This is a genomic window from Chishuiella changwenlii (genome assembly GCF_900142565.1).
Taxonomy (GTDB): domain Bacteria; phylum Bacteroidota; class Bacteroidia; order Flavobacteriales; family Weeksellaceae; genus Empedobacter; species Empedobacter changwenlii.
Genome location: NZ_FRBH01000003.1, coordinates 299,247 through 318,583, shown reverse-complemented (window position 1 = coordinate 318,583; position 19,337 = coordinate 299,247). Strand labels below are relative to the sequence as shown.

At 29.5% G+C, this 19,337-nt stretch carries 14 protein-coding genes; 4 read left to right on the top strand and 10 right to left on the bottom strand.

Annotation, left to right across the window (positions count from 1 at the left end; genetic code table 11):
* The first annotated feature begins 281 nt into the window (after positions 1 to 281).
* Positions 282 to 878: an RNA polymerase sigma factor gene (locus tag BUA86_RS04720; protein WP_072930337.1), complete on the top strand. Its 597-nt coding sequence runs from the start codon at positions 282 to 284 to the stop codon at positions 876 to 878.
* A 255-nt stretch (positions 879 to 1,133) separates the two neighbouring features.
* Here the strand turns inward: BUA86_RS04720 and aspS are convergent, their stop codons facing one another.
* From aspS to BUA86_RS04690, 6 genes are all read right to left on the bottom strand, one after another.
* Positions 1,134 to 2,891: an aspartate--tRNA ligase gene (gene aspS, locus BUA86_RS04715; protein WP_072930335.1), complete on the bottom strand. Its 1,758-nt coding sequence runs from the start codon at positions 2,889 to 2,891 to the stop codon at positions 1,134 to 1,136.
* A 153-nt stretch (positions 2,892 to 3,044) separates the two neighbouring features.
* Positions 3,045 to 3,608, bottom strand: coding sequence for a hypothetical protein (locus tag BUA86_RS04710; RefSeq protein WP_072930333.1), 564 nt, complete (start codon positions 3,606 to 3,608; stop codon positions 3,045 to 3,047).
* 18 nt (positions 3,609 to 3,626) lie between these two features.
* On the bottom strand, positions 3,627 to 4,640 hold the full coding sequence (locus tag BUA86_RS04705) for a 3-oxoacyl-ACP synthase III family protein (RefSeq protein WP_072930331.1): 1,014 nt from the start codon (positions 4,638 to 4,640) through the stop codon (positions 3,627 to 3,629).
* 86 nt (positions 4,641 to 4,726) lie between these two features.
* Positions 4,727 to 5,599, bottom strand: a complete 873-nt coding sequence (locus BUA86_RS04700; protein ID WP_072930329.1) for a DMT family transporter — start codon at positions 5,597 to 5,599, stop codon at positions 4,727 to 4,729.
* Positions 5,600 to 5,715: 116 nt separating this feature from the next.
* On the bottom strand, positions 5,716 to 6,675 hold the full coding sequence (locus BUA86_RS04695) for a PorP/SprF family type IX secretion system membrane protein (RefSeq protein ID WP_072930328.1): 960 nt from the start codon (positions 6,673 to 6,675) through the stop codon (positions 5,716 to 5,718).
* A 16-nt stretch (positions 6,676 to 6,691) separates the two neighbouring features.
* A complete protein-coding gene (locus BUA86_RS04690) occupies positions 6,692 to 9,808 on the bottom strand; it encodes a T9SS type B sorting domain-containing protein (protein WP_072930326.1) in 3,117 nt (1,038 codons plus the stop codon).
* Between the two features lie 116 nt (positions 9,809 to 9,924).
* On the opposite strand from BUA86_RS04690, the gene BUA86_RS04685 reads away from it, so the two are divergent.
* Both BUA86_RS04685 and BUA86_RS04680 read left to right on the top strand, forming a co-directional pair.
* Positions 9,925 to 11,511 (top strand): peptide chain release factor 3, encoded by a 1,587-nt coding sequence (locus BUA86_RS04685; protein ID WP_072930324.1) that lies wholly within the window; start codon positions 9,925 to 9,927, stop codon positions 11,509 to 11,511.
* A gap of 12 nt (positions 11,512 to 11,523) precedes the next feature.
* The gene (locus BUA86_RS04680; protein ID WP_072930322.1) at positions 11,524 to 12,366 is read left to right on the top strand and encodes a DUF4197 domain-containing protein; all 843 of its coding nucleotides are present in this window, start codon (positions 11,524 to 11,526) and stop codon (positions 12,364 to 12,366) included.
* 145 nt (positions 12,367 to 12,511) lie between these two features.
* Here BUA86_RS04680 and BUA86_RS04675 read toward each other — a convergent pair whose 3' ends face one another.
* The 3 genes from BUA86_RS04675 to BUA86_RS04665 form a co-directional block, all read right to left on the bottom strand.
* Positions 12,512 to 13,153, bottom strand: a complete 642-nt coding sequence (locus BUA86_RS04675) for a LysE family transporter (RefSeq protein WP_072930320.1) — start codon at positions 13,151 to 13,153, stop codon at positions 12,512 to 12,514.
* 133 nt (positions 13,154 to 13,286) lie between these two features.
* Complete coding sequence (locus BUA86_RS04670) at positions 13,287 to 15,908, bottom strand: valine--tRNA ligase (RefSeq protein ID WP_072930319.1); 2,622 nt, start codon at positions 15,906 to 15,908, stop codon at positions 13,287 to 13,289.
* 73 nt (positions 15,909 to 15,981) lie between these two features.
* Positions 15,982 to 17,583 (bottom strand): LIC_10190 family membrane protein, encoded by a 1,602-nt coding sequence (locus BUA86_RS04665; protein WP_143147240.1) that lies wholly within the window; start codon positions 17,581 to 17,583, stop codon positions 15,982 to 15,984.
* Positions 17,584 to 17,688: 105 nt separating this feature from the next.
* On the opposite strand from BUA86_RS04665, the gene BUA86_RS04660 reads away from it, so the two are divergent.
* The gene (locus BUA86_RS04660; protein WP_072930315.1) at positions 17,689 to 18,054 is read left to right on the top strand and encodes a DUF1573 domain-containing protein; all 366 of its coding nucleotides are present in this window, start codon (positions 17,689 to 17,691) and stop codon (positions 18,052 to 18,054) included.
* A gap of 70 nt (positions 18,055 to 18,124) precedes the next feature.
* On the opposite strand, the gene porV is transcribed toward BUA86_RS04660, so the two are convergent.
* Positions 18,125 to 19,315, bottom strand: a complete 1,191-nt coding sequence (gene porV / locus BUA86_RS04655; RefSeq protein WP_072930314.1) for a type IX secretion system outer membrane channel protein PorV — start codon at positions 19,313 to 19,315, stop codon at positions 18,125 to 18,127.
* Positions 19,316 to 19,337: the final 22 nt, after the last annotated feature.

Below are 19,337 nucleotides of genomic sequence, written 5' to 3'. Positions count from 1 at the left end.
CTTCAAATCAAGCTCTATTAAAGAAAAAAGCATATTATCAATACATTTTATTTTTTCTTATATCCATTTAATAAACGCTTATTAATTATTTTGGTTAACATAAATTTAATATAAACGGCATCAAAAGGTATAAAAAATCATTTTTTAAGAATATTTTAAAGTTTTTAAAGTTTTTTTTTGTTAATTTTATACAAATTTATTTTTTGTTCTCTATATTTGTCTCTCAACAAAAATTTTAGCCTATAGATAAAAATCTACTTTTTTAATCAAAATACTAAACTATGAATTACGAAAAAGATTCATTACTAATTAGAGATTACATTAATGGTAATGAAAGTGCTTTAGAAATATTAATAGACAAGTACAAAAGTAGGATATACAGTTTCATCTTTTCTAAGGTAATGGAAAAGGATGTCACAGAAGATATATTTCAAGACACATTTATCAAAGTTATTCTAACACTTAAAGGTGGAGGATATAACGAAGAAGGCAAGTTTCTACCATGGGTAATGCGTATTGCGCATAATTTAACTATTGATTACTTTCGTTCTAACAAAAAAATGCCTACAGTAAGAGAATCTTCTGGTAGCAGCGATGATGAATATAATATTTTTGACTTTCTAGGAAATTCGGACGAATGCTCTGAAACTAAAATTATAAAAAATCAAATTGATCAAGATTTACGTTATTTAGTAACTCAATTACCAGATGATCAGCGCGAAGTATTAGAATTAAGAATTTTTAAAGAACTTAGTTTTAAAGAGATTGCAGAAGAAACGGGTGTTAGCATTAATACTGCTCTAGGTAGAATGCGATACGCTATTATCAACTTGAGAAAAGTTATTGAGAATAATAACATTATTTTAACAGTTGATTAAAAAATAAAACTTAATTACTTGCGTTTATTTATAAAGTAAGTCGTATATGATTAAGTTTTACACAGAAAAATTAGAGCCAAAAAAATCCACAGTAAATAGATTGTTGATGTTTTCAAAATCTATTTCTGCCGTTAAATCAGAAAAATTAGACGATAAATTTATCATTAATCTGAATTAATATTTATTACGTTTTAAATATAAAAAATGCCTTAAAGTAATTTAAGGCATTTTTTATATTTAAGTTTTTTAAACTTATTATTTTTCTACAACATTAGATTGAATAAATAATTCATCCATTTGTGTTTGATCTATTGCTGCTGGTGCATCAATCATTACGTCTCTTCCCGAATTATTTTTAGGGAATGCAATGTAATCACGAATAGTTTCTGACCCATCTAAAATAGATACAAAACGGTCGAAACCAAATGCTAAACCTCCATGTGGTGGTGCTCCATATTTAAAAGCATTCATTAAGAAACCAAACTGAGCTTCTGCTTGTTCTGCTGTAAATCCTAATAATTCGAACATTCTTGCTTGGATATTCTTATCAAAAATACGAATAGAACCTCCTCCAATTTCATTTCCGTTTAATACTAAATCATAAGCATTCGCACGAACTTCTCCTGGATTAGAATCTATTAATTCCATATCTTCTGGTTTTGGAGATGTAAATGGGTGGTGCATTGCATGGTAACGTTCAGATTCTTCGTCCCATTCTAATAATGGAAAATCTACAACCCAAAGTGGAGCAAATTCGTCTGGTTTACGTAAACCTAAACGTTCTGCTATTTCCATACGTAATGCAGATAATTGTGCACGAACTTTATTTGTGTTACCAGACATTACCAATAATAAATCACCAGCTTTTGCATTCATTCTTTCTGCCCAAGCTGCTAAATCTTCTTGTGTATAGAATTTGTCTACAGAAGATTTGTATGTTCCGTCTTCATTACAACGAACCCAAACTAAACCAGTTGCTGCGATTTGTGGACGTTGAACCCACTCTATTAATTTATCAATATCTTTTCTTGTATAGCTATTACAACCTTCTGCTGCAATACCAACAATTAATTCTTGCTCATCAAATATTTTGAAATCATGCCCTTTAGCTAAATCTGTAATTTCGCCAAACTCCATTCCAAAACGAATATCTGGTTTATCATTTCCATAACGACGCATTGCATCTGCAAATGTCATACGAGGAAAATCTCCAAATTCTAAACCTTTAAAAGTGTGTAATAAATGTTTTGCTAAACCTTCAAAAACATTCATGATGTCTTCTTGCTCAACAAAAGACATTTCACAGTCGATTTGAGTAAACTCTGGTTGACGGTCTGCACGTAAATCCTCGTCACGAAAACATTTTACAATCTGAAAATATTTATCTAAACCTCCAACCATCAACAATTGTTTAAATGTTTGTGGTGATTGAGGTAATGCATAAAATTCTCCTGGATTCATTCTAGATGGTACAACAAAATCTCTTGCTCCCTCTGGAGTAGATTTTATTAATACTGGTGTTTCAACCTCAACAAAATCTTGTGCATCTAAATATTTACGAACTTCTTGCGCTACTTTAGAACGAAAGATTAGTTTATTTTTTACTGGATTACGACGAATATCTAAATAACGATATTTCATACGAATGTCTTCTCCCCCATCTGTATTGTCATCAATTGTAAATGGTGGTAAAGCTGATTCATTTAAAATAGTAATTGAATCTGCTAAAATTTCAATTTCTCCAGTTGGGATATTTGGATTTTTAGAAGCTCTTTCGATTACAGTTCCTGAAACTTGAATTACAAATTCTCTTCCTAGTTTACGAGCTGTTTCAAATAATTCTTTAGAAGAACGATCTTCATCTAAAATAATTTGAGTAATTCCGTAACGGTCACGTAAATCTATCCAAACCATAAAACCTTTATCGCGAAGTGTTGAAACCCATCCGCTTAAAGTTACTTTCTCGTTAATATTGGCTTGTGTAAGTTCTCCACAAGTATTTGTTCTAAACATTTGTCGTCTAATTTATTGAGCAAAGGTAAAACTTTACATCGAAATAAAGAAGTAGAAAACCATTTTTGAGGCAATAGAAAACCAGATAAATTAATGATTTTTTATAATCAAAAAGTTATCTGGTTTTTAGATTTATTGTATTTATAAATAATATTATTCTAAAACTTCAAGTGGAACAATTGTTTCCAGCAATACACTTACTTCTTTATTATCTACTGTTATGAATTTCCAATTTTTGTTTTGATCTGTAGAACTCGCGATAACTGGATTAGATGATGAAATTTTAAATGCTTTAACTTTCTCATCAAAAACAACATTACCTTTCCCAAACTCTTGCTCAAAAGAAGCTAAATAAAGAGGTATCATTTCATCTTTAAATTCGGGATTATTAAATTTCATTTCTATAGGTGTAGTTACCTGAATCTTAACATAATTTATACCTTCAACGGTTTGTAAATTTCCATAAGAATCTATTGTTGGCATAGATAGCTTAATGTCAATCTCTGGAACATTATAAATGCTTTCTAACATCGCAATCATTTGCTCTTTAGTAGCGATATTGAATAATTTTGGATTAATATATTCCATCGCTTTATCTATTTTTTTCTCAACGATTAATTTACTGTAAGCATTAAAATCTCTTTCAATACTCTTATTAACTGTTTGAGCAAATAGAGTAATCGTTCCGATTAAAAATATAAATAAAAACTTTTTCATTTTAAGATAGCTATAAAATTACCAATTCATTAAAACAGAACCCCAAGTAAAACCAGCTCCAAAAGCTGTCATTAAAACTAAATCTCCTTTATTAATTTTTCCTTCTTTTTTTGCTTCACTTAAAGCAATTGGAATAGATGCTGCTGTTGTATTACCATAACGCATAATATTATTATATACCTTATTATCTGGTAATCCCAATTGTTTTTGAACAAATTGAGATATACGTAAATTCGCCTGATGCGGAATAAACAAATCTAAATCCTCTGGTTTTTTATTGGCTGCAGTTAATGCTTCTATAATTGATTCTGGAAAACGTGTTACGGCATGTTTAAACACATAATTCCCGTTCATGTAAGGATAAATTTCTTTTTTTGTTAAAGAATTTCCTTCTTTCAGTAATTCATCAGACCAACCAGTTTTAGTTCCAGGAAATAAAACAGCTAATTCTTCTGCATATTCACCTTCTGAATGTAAATTAGTAGATAAAATTCCTCTTCCTTTTTCTTCTGTTGCCGAAACAATAACTGCTCCTGCTCCATCTCCAAAAATAACTGAAACTCCACGACCATCATCTGACATGTCTAAACCAAAAGAATGCACTTCTGCTCCTATTACTAAAATATTTTTATATATTCCAGATTTTATAAACGCATCGGCTGTTGTCATTGCATAAACAAATCCTGAACATTGGTTACGAATATCCATTGCTCCAATTGTTCTACAACCTAATTCTTTTTGTACTAAAACACCATTTCCAGGAAAATAATAATCTGGTGATAATGTAGCAAATAATATAAAGTCTATATCTTGAGCAGTAATTCCTGCATCTTCTAATGCATTTTTAGCAGCTATAACACCTAAATCTGTCGATGATACTCTTGAATCTTTTTCAACATGTCTTCTTTCTTGAATACCTGTTCTTTCTTGAATCCATTCATCATTGGTATCCATTACCTCTGCTAAATCAAAGTTTGTCACAACTCTCTCGGGTACATAGTGCCCAACTCCTGTAATAATAGAGCGAATCATACGCTTGTGGTTTTATTTTTTGAATAACACCAAAGGTATTAAATGATAAGGATTCTGAGAAATAAATGCGTCTTTTTGACTATAATTTATTTGAAAAATTTCACTTTTAAAATACCGTTAACTAATATAGATAATATCATTACAGTAGTAGCAATGTAAAAGACAGGAGTCATGTGTTCTGAATCACCAAAAATAAGACTTGCCAAAATGATACCATAAACGGGTTCTAAATTAACGTTAAGCATTAAAGTAAAAGAGCTTACATGTTTTAGTAAATCTACAGATTCTATTTGTGCCAGTGCAGTAAAAACAACTCCTAATAATAATAACCAACCAAAATTTTGCCAGCTAATATTTATAACCTCTAAAATTCCTTCTGGTTGAAAAGCTATCATAACCACTGATAAGGTAATAACACCACCTATCATTTCATACAGTGTAACTTTTGTTGGTTTTATAGACTTGGTGTATTTAGAGTTTAAAACTGCAAAAAGTGCTGATAATAAACTACATATTACACCTATAAATATTCCTAACTTGTATTCTGGTGTTGCATTAAAAATAACAATAACACAGGCAGAAACAATAACAGAAAGAAGAACTTCTAAAATATTAATTTTCCTTTTAAAAAATATGGGTTCTAAGATTGAGCTAAAAAGTGCGCCCATTGACAACGTACTTAAAGCAATTGAGACATTGGATAATTTTATTGATAAATAAAAACTAAACCAATGCAAACCAACAATTCCACCAATACCAAGTAAGGTTAATAATTCTTTTTTAGATATTTCAAGGCTCGTTTTTTTAAATTTCATGTAAATAAAAACGACTACAGCAGCAATCAATACGCGATACCAAACCATTGGTAAAGCACTCATTGTCACTAATTTTCCAAAAACACCTGTAAAGCCCCAAAGCAAAACAAGAAACTGTAACCGAAGTTGCACATTTGAAATCATCTAAAAAAATATTTAAAACAAAAGTAGACTTTAAATCAATATCGATTTAAAAAAAAATTAACAGTTTTAATAAATTTAAAACTGTTATGAAATTATAGTAAAAAAGATAGAATATATTAGTAAGAGAAACGCTCTCCCAAAGGGTTTTGTAAATCGAATCCTAAACTAAATAACATTCCATTCTTTCTTCCATCAACTTGATAGTCGGATAAACCAATATCATACGAAACACCAGCTTTTAAAGAACCAACTTTAAACTTTAAAATTGGAGATATGAATAAAGGATTACTATTTTGTGAATCCATTCCTTGTTTATATCCAATTCCAATATCAACTCCTTGATTATTATCTCCAAAACCTAAATGGGTCATGAAATTAATATCCAAATGACGTTCTGAACTTGAATTAAGATTATAAACCAAAGATGGTTCAAAAGCGATACCATCGCTAACATACCATTTATAACCAAAATTAAAATAATACCACGTTGGTAAAGGCTCTATATTGTTTACGTAATTTATATTTTGAGTTAAAGGAATATCTAATACAGAAACACCTCCAAAAAATCCTGCATATTTAAAAGATAAACCAAGATTTGCAAAAAAAGTTGAATATCTATCTTGTTGTAAAGCTGGATCTGATGGGTCTTCTACAATTATTTTAGAATAATCGAAACGTTGCGATACATTAGAAGCACCAACACCAAACGAAAAAACATTTGGATCTTCGTCATCATAACGATCATTAATTGGAATATGATAAGCTGCATTTAAACCAAAACCTGTCATACTAACCGCTCCATTTCTATCATTAAAAAATTGAAGTCCTAACGCTAATCGATCTGCTACAATACCATGAGCACTTACGGTTTGTGTACTTGGGCTTTCTGGTAAATCGTCCCATTGATTACGGTGCGTACCTGCTATAGAAATTACATTAGGATCTTGTCCTGCATATGAAGGGTTGATTAACATTCTATCGCTCACTAAATAGTGATTATAAAATGGTAAACCCTGTTGTGCATCAACGTTTGTTAATGATAATAATGTTATAAGTATGTATGGTATTCTCTTCATAAAATATTTCAATCAATTAATTGACCTTTCGTTTAACTAATATACTACCCGAATATTGAACATTTAATATACTGCTCTCTTTAGAAAATTCTAATAAGTACCAGTATGTTCCATCTGCAACGGGCTTTCCTAAATGTGTCCCATCCCATTTAATAATGTTAATACCTTCTTGTGTTAAAATTTGTTTTCCAAATCTATCAAAAATTATCAACTTATAAGAATTTTTAGTATCAGTTGCTTGTCCATTTTTTCTCATTGGTTGCCAAAGGTCGTTTTTACCATCTCCATTAGGAGAAACAAAATTTGGTAAATCGAGATAAACTAAGTCAGATACCTCTGTTGTTCCACAGTTATTTAATCTCACTTTAACCGTAAAATTATTATTGATATTTCCTGCTGGAACATCTAAAGCATTTTTCGCTTGCCAATTTACAACAATGTTTCCTTTATCATCAAACAAAGCATACTCTAAACTTCCATTACCTTTTGCAATAATTGTAATATTACCTTGATTAATTGTTATTTTTTCTATTGTTGGTAATTCAGAATTTGCAATAACTAATGTTTTTACAACACTACAATTCGTTATTCTATCTTCTATTGTAATCTTGTAAGTTCCAACATTTAATTCAAACTTATCTATTCCTGCAACTCTAGAACCATCATTCTTTTCTACACTATAATTATAGTTTGAGTAATTTGTTTGAGATGTAAAATCTAATACAAACAATTCTCCACTACAAACTGTTCCATTTTCAGGAACTACAATTGTTGGTAAGTTATTTTTTTGATAGTATAATTTTACAGTAGCATTTCCACAAAAACTTGGATCATTAAATACGACCTCGACTTCTCCTTTGTTTGAATTAAATTTAGAATAAATTTCATCTACGGTTGATTGCGCAACCAAAGTAGGATATTGAGTTTTAATATAATCTAAAATAACTTGAATTTGATTTTTAGCTACATTACTATTATCCTCACAATAAATAATTTCGTTTGCTTTTGTAAAGCTCTCTAATAAAGCAGTGTCTACAACTAATTCTTGTGTTTTATTAATTGTAATTGTCTTTTCTACAAAACAATTTTCATCTAATTTATTCTTGAAAAGAACTTTTACGTATGCTTTTCCACTTCCATCAAACGTTAATGGTGTTGAATTAGTATGCTGAATTTGATAGTTGAAATCTGTTGTAGAATTTGCTCCAAATAATTCTTTTAATGTCGTTTCATTTATTGTTATCAAATTATTACAATCTGCTTGCAATTCTTTTGAAGCTTCTGCTACATTAGGTTTTGTAAAAACTTGTAAAGGTAAAATCATTTCTTCTGACCAACAACTTTCACCATTCACCTGAACTTTGAATTTGATAGAACCTGCTTGATTGTCTGCAAGTGATGTATCATTTATTCCAGAAAAAATAATATCTGTACGACCTAATTTTGCTTTTAAATAATTTTCTATTTCAGATTTAGAAAATGTGTAACCTAAACCAACTTCTGAACAAGAAGATTTTAAAGTTTCAATATTTTCAACTTTATTAAATGATGATTGATTTAAATTAAAAGATAATTCGACTGTCGTATCACAAATACCTGTATTATTAGAAGCAAGTGCTTTTACAATTATTTTTCCGTTTTTAGTATTCTTTATAAATTCTAACAATGAAGTAGATACCAACTCAGTTCCATTTTCTTGAAAATATTTTAACTGATAAGCATTTCCATTCTGAATAGTAGAAACTGCATTATCTATATCTGCTTGTTTAAAATCATCAAAACAAATTCCAGCAATTGTTGCATTAGCTATATTTGCAGGTGAAGTTTTTGTTACAACAAAATCAACAACATTACTTTCGCAACCAGAAGACTTTGATTTTATTTTAACTTTATACGTTAATGTTGAAGTTATAGCTGTTGATGTCTCATTCGCAATTACACTTCCATTTAAGCTTACTTCTAAGTCATACTGACTTGCATCAATTCCTAATTTCGAATAAACCTCAGAATACAATAATTTATGTTGATTATCACACGTTGCAGCAGAAATATTATTTGATAAAACTGGACTTCCTTGTTTTAAAGGAATGGAAATTTCATTAGAATCAATAACACATGCGCCGTTATATTTTACTTTTATTTTGATAGAAGTTTCTTCTCCTACAGTTAAAGGAACTGAATCTCCAGCATTATAGTAAGTTCCATTTACTGTGATTGATGAAATAGAATATTCTGGTAAAACAGAATCAAACAATTTTGATAATAAAACACTTGCGCTAGGAAGAACATAAGAATTGGTACAAGCAAATTCTGTTTGTATACTTGTTTTGATATTAAATTGATGTTCTGGAACAAATTTTAATGGAACTGTATAAATATACTTCAAATTTCCAGATGCATCTCTTACTTGCGCATAGATTGTAGTATCTGTACTAAAAGTAGTTCCTGAATTAATTTCTGTATTAAATACATTATTGGTATATAATTTAATATCAGTTAAACCAGAATCGGTTTTTACAGCATCAAAAATTTGATTGTAAGTGTAAGATAATCCTACACAAAGATTATTAAATGTATTAATTTGTCTTTCTTCTGCTACATTTACTTTTATATCAAAAAGTTCTGTATCAGATGTTCCATAAACAACAATAACTATTGTTTCGTCCTTTTTTAGAATCTCACCACCTTCAAAAGCCTTTGCATAACCAATTGCACCAGCATTAAAATTAGATTCACAAATATTAGGTAATCCCTCTCTTAATCCTTTTACGTTACTTGATCCTTCTACAGATCTATCAGCTCTTATAGTTCCTCCTCTTTCAAAAATTGCAGTTGGTAATTTATCTTTGGTTAATTTCCACACTACAAAACGAAAATCTGGTTTTGTAGCAATTAAATCAAAAGCAAAAACCATATCAAAGTTTGCCTTAAAAGAATAGAATTTATAATTATTAGAAAAACTAACACTACAACCCGCTCCAACTGGTGTAGCAACTCCAAATGCTTGTGGATTATTATCTAATTTTTCTCCTGCAAATGTAAAACCACCTGTTAATGGATGAATTACAGGATATTGTTGTGCAAATACAAAGCTATTTATAAGGAGTAATAAAAAGTAAATTATCTTTTTCATAAAATCTGACGTCGTTTATAGTTAACGTATTTTTGGTTATATTATTCTATTCGTTAATTTAATGTTTCGTGTTTTCTTGAGATAGACTATCTTTGCAACCTGAAAATTTGATTACAATGTCTTTAGAAAAAGAAATAAATAAACGAAAAACCTTTGGAATTATAGCCCATCCAGATGCTGGAAAAACAACTTTAACAGAAAAGTTATTATTATTTGGGGGTGCTATACAAGAAGCAGGAGCTGTAAAAAGTAATAAAATAAAAAAAGGAGCAACTTCCGATTTCATGGAAATTGAGCGCCAACGTGGTATCTCAGTTGCAACTTCTGTTTTAGCTTTTGAATACAAAGGAAAAAAGATTAATATCTTAGATACTCCTGGTCACAAAGATTTCGCTGAAGACACTTTTCGTACTTTAACAGCTGTTGATTCTGCTATTGTAGTAATTGACGTTGCAAAAGGGGTTGAGGAACAAACAATCAAATTAGTTGAAGTTTGTAGAATGCGTAAAATTCCAATGTTGGTTTTTATTAATAAAATGGACCGCGAAGGAAAAGATGCATTCGACTTGATGGACGAAGTAGAACAAAAACTTGATTTAAAAGTTACTCCACTTTCATGGCCAATTGGTATTGGTGCTACTTTTAAAGGAATTTATAATATTTGGGAAAAAAATATCAATATTTTTTCTGGAGACAACAAACAAAAAATTTCTGAAACAACTAAAATTGAAGATTTAGCAAACCCAGAATTAGACGACTTAATTGGAACTAATTATGCTGAAAATCTTCGTAATGAAATTGATTTAATTGATGGTGTTTATCCAGAGTTTGATATGCAAGAATATATGGACGGAAATTTACAACCTGTATTTTTTGGTTCTGCATTAAATAATTTTGGTGTTCGCGAATTATTAGATGCTTTCGTTGATATTGCTCCTACTCCACAATCTAAAGAAACAGATTTAAGAGAAATTGAACCTTACGAAAATAAATTTTCTGGTTTCGTATTTAAAATCCATGCTAATATGGATCCTAAGCACAGAGACCGTTTAGCTTTTATAAAAATTGTTTCTGGTAAATTTGAACGTAACAAGAATTATTTCCATGTACGTCAAGGTAAAAACATGAAATTCCCAGCACCAAATGCTTTCTTTGCAGATAAAAAAGAAGTTATTGATGAATCTTATGCTGGTGATATTGTTGGTTTACATGATACAGGAAATTTCCGTATTGGAGATACATTAACAGAAGGTGAAAAATTTACTTTTAAAGGTATTCCTGCATTCTCTCCAGAACATTTCCGTTATATAAACAATGCTGATCCAATGAAAGCAAAACAATTGGAAAAAGGTATTGACCAGTTAATGGACGAAGGTGTTGCGCAGTTATTTACATTAGAAATGAATAACCGTAAAATTATTGGTACAGTTGGTGCATTACAATACGAAGTTATTCAGTATCGTTTAGAGCATGAATACAGTGCTAAAGCGACTTACGAACCATTTGCTGTACACAAAGCTTGTTGGGTAGAAGTTGAAGATGAAAACACGGAGGAATTTAAAGAATTTAAACGCGTTAAACAACGTTATTTAGCAAGAGATAAATTTAATCAATTGGTATTCTTGGCAGATTCTGCATTCACAATTCAGATGACGCAAGATAAATTCCCTTCAGTTAAATTACATTTTGTAAGTGAATTTTAAAAACCTTTTCAAATGAAAAAAATTATAGCAAGCCTTATTTTTATTGCAGCTTTTAACAACGCCAAAGCACAAGATTTAAATTCTATTTTTGGTAACATTAAAAAAGAAGTTGAAGCTAAAAACAATAAAAAGAAAACCAATTCTAAAGATAAAAAAACGGTTGTAAAAAAAGATTCTGTAAAAGTTGAGACACCAACTCAACCACAGACTATTTCTGCGGAGTCTTTAACTAAATTAAGCAGTTTATCTAATTCTACTGTTGCTTCTGGTTTAAAAGAAGCTTTATCTATTGGTTTAAATGATGGAATAAAATCATTGAGTCAAAAAAATGGTTTTTTAAATAATCCTGTTGCGAAGATTTTAATGTCAGAGGAATTACAAAAAGTAGAAAGTACTCTACGTTCTTTAGGTATGGGAAGTTTAGCAGATAAAGGTGTAAAATTATTGAACAGTGCTGCAGAAGATGCTGTTTCTGAAGCTGCTCCTATTTTTGTAAATGCCTTGTCTTCTATGACAATTACAGATGCTAAAAATATTTTAATAGGAGGAGATAATTCAGCAACTAATTTTCTAAAATCTAAAACAAACAACGATTTGTCTATTGCTTTTCAACCAAAAATTGAAGCTTCTTTAGGAAAAGTTGGTGCAGATAAAGTTTGGAATAATTTAATTACAAAGTATAATACACTTACTGGAAATAAAATTGATACAAACCTTAATGCTTATGTTACACAACAAGCAATAAATGGAGTGTTTAATATGGTTGCAGAAAAAGAAGCTGGTATTAGAGGAAACTCTGCTTTACGAACTACTTCTTTGTTACAACAAGTTTTCGGAGCACAAGACAAGAAATAAAATTAGCACACTATACATGTGAATATACAAATCAGTTTCATTTTAATGGAACTGATTTTTTTGTTATGATAGGATTGAGTTGTGAGTTGTGAGTTGTGAGTTGTGAGTTGTGAGTTGTGAGTACAAATTTCAAAAATCTATTTAATTAAGCTATAAATAATTGATAGATTGTTAAAAGAGAAACTACACTTGTTATACCACCTATAACATAATTTATATTCTTTAAGATAAAAGAATTATCCTCTGATTTATTTCTAAAAATTTTTAGATAAGAATAGAATACCAATACTGAACCTATTACAACGCCTAAAGCAAAAATTGAACTATTAGGTTGTCCAAAAATATCAATATTATAAGAAACCAACGTAGCACTTAAAAAAACATAAAAAGGAATAGGAAAAACATTAATAGCTGATAAGAATAAGCCATATAACAACTTATTTTTTTGTTTCACCTCTCCTATTTCATCTAACTTGTTTTGTTTCTTTTTTCGATCTCTACTCTTGGCTATAAATAAAAAGTAAATTGTGATTATAACAAATACAAATAAACCAACTTCTCTAAATATTTTTGTTACTTCTGCATTAAAGTTGATAAACTTCGCAAAGAAAATCGCTAAATAAACTTGAATTGCAATTGTAATAGAAGCTCCTAAAATAAAAGAATAAGCAGACTTTTCACCTTCTTGTTTTCCAATTTTCACAACCGTCATATTCAACAAACCAGGAATAGATGTCCCGATAATTGCTGTAAAAATTCCGATAAAAAGAAGTTGTATAAAATCCATAGTTTTATTAAGGTTCGCTAATTTAAGAATTCTATTCTATTTCGCTCATATAAAGCCGTAGAAAGTTATGGTATAACAAAAAAACCACTTCTTACGAAGTGGTTTTTGTATATAATAAATTGTGATAATTAAATTATAAAGCTGCTAATTGCTCTTCTATCTGAGAAATTTTTTCTAATGCATCTGCTTCTTTTTTACGCTCGTTAACGATAACTTGTTCTGGAGCTCCAGCAACAAATTTTTCGTTTGATAACTTTTTACGAACCGAGTTTAAGAAACCTTTGTTATATTCTAATTCCTTTTGTAATTTTTCGCGTTCAGCTTCAACATCAATATTATCTGACATTGGTACCATAAATTCTAATGTACCTACACGGAAAGCAAATCCTTTCTCTGGTTTATTTCCTGTATTAAAATTCGGAACATTTCCTAATTTAGAGAATACATCGACAAAAATTTCTGATGCTGCTTGTGCATCTGCAAAAACTTCTAAAGCTTCTTTTGGTGACATTCCTTTTTCTGAACGTAAACCACGAATTGCAGTAGTTGCCTCTTTTGTATTTTCGAAATGTTTGATAATTGTTTCGTCAAAAGAAGTTATTGTTGGATATTCAGAAATAATTAATGCTTCATCTTCTGTTCTATCTGCAATTAATTGCCATATTTCTTCTGTTAAGAATGGCATAAATGGATGTAAAACTTTTAAAACATTTTCTAAATATCCTATTGTAGCCTGATACGTTTTTGCATCTATTGGCTCACCAAATGTTGGTTTAATAGCTTCTAAATACCAAGAACAGAAATCATCCCAAATTAATTTATAGATTGCCATTAACGAATCTGATAAACGGTATTGATCATAATTATGTTCAATTTCAACTAATGTTTGTTGAAATTTATTTTCAAACCATTCAACAGCTTTAGCTTGCGCAGAAGATTGTTCTAAATCTTCTTTTACTTCCCATCCTTTTATTAAACGGAAGGCATTCCATATTTTGTTAGCGAAGTTACGCCCTTGTAAACATAAATCGATGTCGAAAGGTAAATCATTACCAGCAGGTGCAGTTAATAACATTCCCATACGTGTAGCATCAGCTCCGTACTCGTTCATTAACTCAACTGGATCTGGTGAATTACCTAAAGATTTAGACATTTTACGTCCTTGTTTATCACGAACAATTCCTGTAAAATATACATTCTCGAAAGGTAATTGTTCACGGTATTCATAACCAGCAACAATCATACGTGCAACCCAAAAGAAAATAATATCTGGACCTGTAACTAAATCTTGTGTTGGGTAATAGTAATTAATTTCTTCGTTATCTGGCTCATTTATTCCATTAAAAACAGACATTGGCCATAACCAAGAAGAAAACCAAGTATCTAAAGCATCTTCATCTTGACGTAAATTATCAAGTGTTAAAGCTGAATTTCCTGTTTTTTCTTGTGCCAATGGTAAAGCTTCTTCTTTTGTTAAAGCCACAACAAAATCTTCATTTCCTTCTCCGTAGAAAAATGCAGGAATTTGGTGTCCCCACCATAATTGACGAGAAATGTTCCAATCTATTACATTTTCCATCCAATTACGGTATGTATTTTTAAATTTCGCAGGATGAAATTTAATTGTATCATTCATTACATTATCTAATGCAGGTTTTGCTAAATCTGTCATTTTTAAGAACCATTGATTAGAAATCTTAGGCTCTATAACAGCTCCAGTTCTTTCAGAAGTTCCTACATTATTTGTGTAATTTTCTACTTTTTCTATTAATCCTTTTTCTTCTAATTCTTTCTCGATTTCTTTACGAGCTTTAAAACGATCCATTCCGGCATAATTTAATCCGTAATCGTTTAATTTTGCATCATCTGTAAAAATATCAATGAATTCTAAGTTATGTTTTTTCCCTAATTCATAATCATTTGTATCATGAGCTGGAGTAACTTTAAGACATCCTGTTCCAAATTCTAAATCAACATATTCGTCTTCGATTATATTAACTTCACGTCCAACTAAAGGAACAATAACTTGTTTTCCTTTTAACCAGTCGTAACGTTCATCATTTGGATTAATACAAACTGCTGAATCTCCAAAAATAGTTTCTGGACGAGTTGTTGCAACAACAATGTAGTCATCAGAACCAACAACTTTATATTTTAAATGATATAATTTTCCGTTTTTCTCTTTGTAGATAACCTCTTCGTCAGAAATATTTGTTTTAGCTTCAGGATCCCAGTTTACCATACGGTATCCACGGTAAATTAATCCTTTATTGTAAAGATCAATAAATACACGTTGTACAGATTCTGATAAATCTGCATCCATTGTAAATTTTGTACGATCCCAATCACAAGAAGCTCCTAATTTCTTTAACTGATCTAAGATAATTCCACCATGCGTATGTGTCCAATCCCAAGCGTGTTCTAAGAATTTTTCTCTACCTATATCAAATTTAGAAATTCCTTGTTCTTTTAATTTCGCAACAACTTTTGCTTCAGTTGCAATAGAAGCATGATCTGTTCCTGGAACCCAACAAGCATTGTATCCACGCATACGAGCACGACGAATTAAAACATCTTGAATCGTATTATTTAACATATGTCCCATGTGTAAAACACCTGTGACGTTAGGTGGAGGAATTACAATTGTATAAGCTTTTCTTTGGTCTGGAGTTGATTTAAAATATTTCTTCTCCATCCAGTATTCATACCATTTTCCTTCAATTTCTTGAGGTGTATATTTTGATGCGATTTCCATTTGTAATTTCTTAAAAAATAAAGTTCCGCAAAAATAAGAATTCTTATCAAGAATACATATGATAATAGAAATATTATTTAGAATCTTTTTTTAGCACAACAACCTTTTTATCAAGTATAAACCCTTCTTTAATATTTTTTTCATTGATTAATTTGGGATAATATCCTTGTATATTATATCTGTTTAGCAATATTTTATTTAATGCGGGTTGCGGAGCATTTAGCGAAAAAATAGTATTTGTAACATAGTTGGCATTAAAATTTGAATACTTTATTTCTTTTGTTTGAGCAATATATAATTTAGGTTGTAGTACATTAGAAATTCTATATTTAGAAATACCTCTCATAAAATTAGGTAATCCATTATTATCAAATACATTACTAGATAAAACAAATAATACAGATGTTATAAAAATCGGTATACCAATTTTTATAATTCTGACAGTATACTGTACTAAAATTAAACTACTTATAATTAAAAAATTATCTAAAATAAAACGATATTGAATTGAAATAATAAAAAATACAGCTACTTTTAAAAACATGAGGATTGACAAAAGAATATTTTCTTTTTCTTTTTTTATAATAGAATATACAATGAAAATAAAATTTACAAATGCAATGAATAGGTATAAAAAAATTGAAAGGTTAATGTTTTTAAATAAATATGTGTAATACTCGATAGATGACCATTTTTTAAAATCTTCATAATTAATAGATTCTACATGCGGTAGAATAGAATATCTTCCATCAACAGAAGATAAATAATAAATCTCTTTTGGAATCGAATAATTTAAATTAGATAAACTCCCGTAACTTAATGGAAAAGTAATATTTGCAGTTAGAATAATATTTTTTAGTACAAACAATAATCCAATACTAATTACAATTAATATCTCTTTGTAATGCTTATTCTTAACATCAATTAACCATAAAACAAAGAAATATATCGCTAATACAAATGCAATTGGTTTTATAACAATAAGCATTGCTCCTATTGTCATTCCTAAGCAAATAGACGCTTTAGATTTGTATAAATTATAATTAATTATTGCGATAATTGAAAATAAAATTACTGGTAAATCTGGGGAAGGCGATGCTATAAATAAGTAAGAAAAAGGCAATGCAAATAACAAAATGTATTTCTTTGTTTCATAGACAAATAATAGAAAGACAAATGTTATAAAAAAATTTATTTTGTAATAAGGATCAATTGTTTGATTGAATGTTGCAGATAGTATATGCCATAAAGATGTTTGACCTAAATTAAAGTCAAAATTTGCCAATCCTTTTACTAATCCATAATCATCTAACCATTTTATAGTAGGAAAATAATATGAAAATGTATCAAATATATAAGCATTCATACTCGACACAAATAACAGTATAACACTAATAAAGAATAGACTTTTCGGAAACTGACTAATTCTCTTTATCCATTTTATTTTTCTGTGATAAATAAATAAAAAAATTCCTACAGCCAATATAATTAACTCAGTGTATATATTTAAAGGAAACAATATTGATAAATAAGCTGATGAAAGCCCTACAATAAAAATTCCTGCAACTAACTCAATACTTAAAAATTTCTCTTTATTATAACTATTATTGATTAGTGATGAAAAACCACTAAATACTGTAAATAAAAAAATAGTTGATAGAAGAATGAATAACATTGATGTTCAATTTTAATTATAAAAATAACGTAAATATTTAAGTTTATTTTAATAGTTATAAACGTATAATTTTTGTAAATTTGATATAACTATATAATAATCATTATGAAAAAAGTTATGTTATTAGGTGTTTTCGCATTAGGTTTATCTAGCCTTTCTGCACAAACACTTAGTTTAGAAAAAGATGAAGTTCAATTTGGAAATTTAAAATCAAATACTGTTGCAACTTCTAAAATGAAAGTTACAAATACAGGAGATAAACCTTTAATTTTAAAAAGTGTTGTTGGATCTTGTGGTTGTACAGTTCCTGAGTTTCAAACAACACCAATTGCACCAGGAAAATCAACAGATATTGTAATTAAATATTCTACTGGTGAAGTAAAAGGAGATTTTAATAAATCTGTAACAATCACTTCTAATGATCCAGTTAGTTCTAGAAAAATATTTAGAGTAAAAGGAAAAGCTGAATAAGTATTAAATCTACTTTATTTTAAATAAAAAAAGAGAGCTAAATAGCTCTCTTTTTTATGTATTATTTCGATTAATAATCGTAATTATTCTGAGTTTCACCTCCAAAATTCCAAGCAATTCCAAAACGTAATGTATTTTCTAATGCATTGTTTGTTTTAGACATCGGAATTAAATAAGATGTATTAAATGCAAATGAATTGTATTTTAATCCTAATCCTAATGTTACGTGCTGACGATCTCCTTTAACAGGACTCTCATGAAAGTAACCTCCACGAATAAATAAAGCATCATTGTAAGAGTATTCTGCACCAATAGAGTACATAATTTCTTTTAATTCTTCTTTACCTCCACCTGGCGCATCACCAAATGAACTAAACATACCATCTAAAACACCTTTATTAGGAATATATCTTGTTCCTGGAATTTCGTTACCATCAGCATCTTTTTCATAAGTTGGTGTAGGTACTAATAATTTAGAGAACTCTGTTGTTACAGCAATTTTATTGTAATCATCAAATTTAAAATCATAACCAACTCCTAAACGAAGTGTTGTTGGTAAATAAGATGCATTATCATCAGAATTTGAATAATCTAATTTTGGTCCGATGTTAGAAATTTGGAAACCTCCTCGTAACTTACCTTCAAAATTATTTGTACTCATTGTTTCTGATTGGTAGAAACCTGCTAAATCTACTGCGAAAGTGTTTGCTGGTTGAACCGTTCCGTCGCTAATACCGTTAAATAAATCCGAACGAATGAAACGTCCAGTAACAGCCATCGAGTACGTATCTGATAAACGTAAACCGTATGATAAATCGATAGAGAATTCGTTTGGTTTAGCAATACCGTTATTTACAATATCTCCAGTTGCAGCATTTAAACTATTTAACTGAATTTCTCCCATATTAAAATAGTAAATACTTGCTCCTAAAGTACTACGCTCTTCTTGTCCTAAAAATGTATAATAAGTAGCATTTAACAAGAATACATCATTTGTTAAAGAACTCATGTAAGGAGTATATGAAAATGCTATTCCTGAATAATCTTGTGCGAAAGAATATTTCGCAGCATTCCAAAACTGAGAATAATTATCTGCTGAAGTTGCAACCCCTTGGTCTCCTAATCCACCTGCACGAGCGTCAGGAGAAATTCTTAAAAATGGAGCCCCAGTTAAAATAGGATTGTTTGTATTTTCTTGCGTATTTTGAGCAAACGAGTATGCACTCGCTAAAATCAATAAACTAGCGGTAATTTTTTTCATTCGTGTTTATTATTGATTAATT

Excerpts from the sequence above, each read along its gene's own strand:
- BUA86_RS04720 (WP_072930337.1), top strand. The coding sequence starts at position 282 with ATGAATTACGAAAAAGATTCATTACTAATTAGAGATTACATTAATGGT.
- aspS (WP_072930335.1), bottom strand. The coding sequence starts at position 2,891 with ATGTTTAGAACAAATACTTGTGGAGAACTTACACAAGCCAATATTAAC.
- BUA86_RS04710 (WP_072930333.1), bottom strand. The coding sequence starts at position 3,608 with ATGAAAAAGTTTTTATTTATATTTTTAATCGGAACGATTACTCTATTT.
- BUA86_RS04705 (WP_072930331.1), bottom strand. The coding sequence starts at position 4,640 with ATGATTCGCTCTATTATTACAGGAGTTGGGCACTATGTACCCGAGAGA.
- BUA86_RS04700 (WP_072930329.1), bottom strand. The coding sequence starts at position 5,599 with ATGATTTCAAATGTGCAACTTCGGTTACAGTTTCTTGTTTTGCTTTGG.
- BUA86_RS04695 (WP_072930328.1), bottom strand. The coding sequence starts at position 6,675 with ATGAAGAGAATACCATACATACTTATAACATTATTATCATTAACAAAC.
- BUA86_RS04690 (WP_072930326.1), bottom strand. The coding sequence starts at position 9,808 with ATGAAAAAGATAATTTACTTTTTATTACTCCTTATAAATAGCTTTGTA.
- BUA86_RS04685 (WP_072930324.1), top strand. The coding sequence starts at position 9,925 with ATGTCTTTAGAAAAAGAAATAAATAAACGAAAAACCTTTGGAATTATA.
- BUA86_RS04680 (WP_072930322.1), top strand. The coding sequence starts at position 11,524 with ATGAAAAAAATTATAGCAAGCCTTATTTTTATTGCAGCTTTTAACAAC.
- BUA86_RS04675 (WP_072930320.1), bottom strand. The coding sequence starts at position 13,153 with ATGGATTTTATACAACTTCTTTTTATCGGAATTTTTACAGCAATTATC.
- BUA86_RS04670 (WP_072930319.1), bottom strand. The coding sequence starts at position 15,908 with ATGGAAATCGCATCAAAATATACACCTCAAGAAATTGAAGGAAAATGG.
- BUA86_RS04665 (WP_143147240.1), bottom strand. The coding sequence starts at position 17,583 with ATGTTATTCATTCTTCTATCAACTATTTTTTTATTTACAGTATTTAGT.
- BUA86_RS04660 (WP_072930315.1), top strand. The coding sequence starts at position 17,689 with ATGAAAAAAGTTATGTTATTAGGTGTTTTCGCATTAGGTTTATCTAGC.
- porV (WP_072930314.1), bottom strand. The coding sequence starts at position 19,315 with ATGAAAAAAATTACCGCTAGTTTATTGATTTTAGCGAGTGCATACTCG.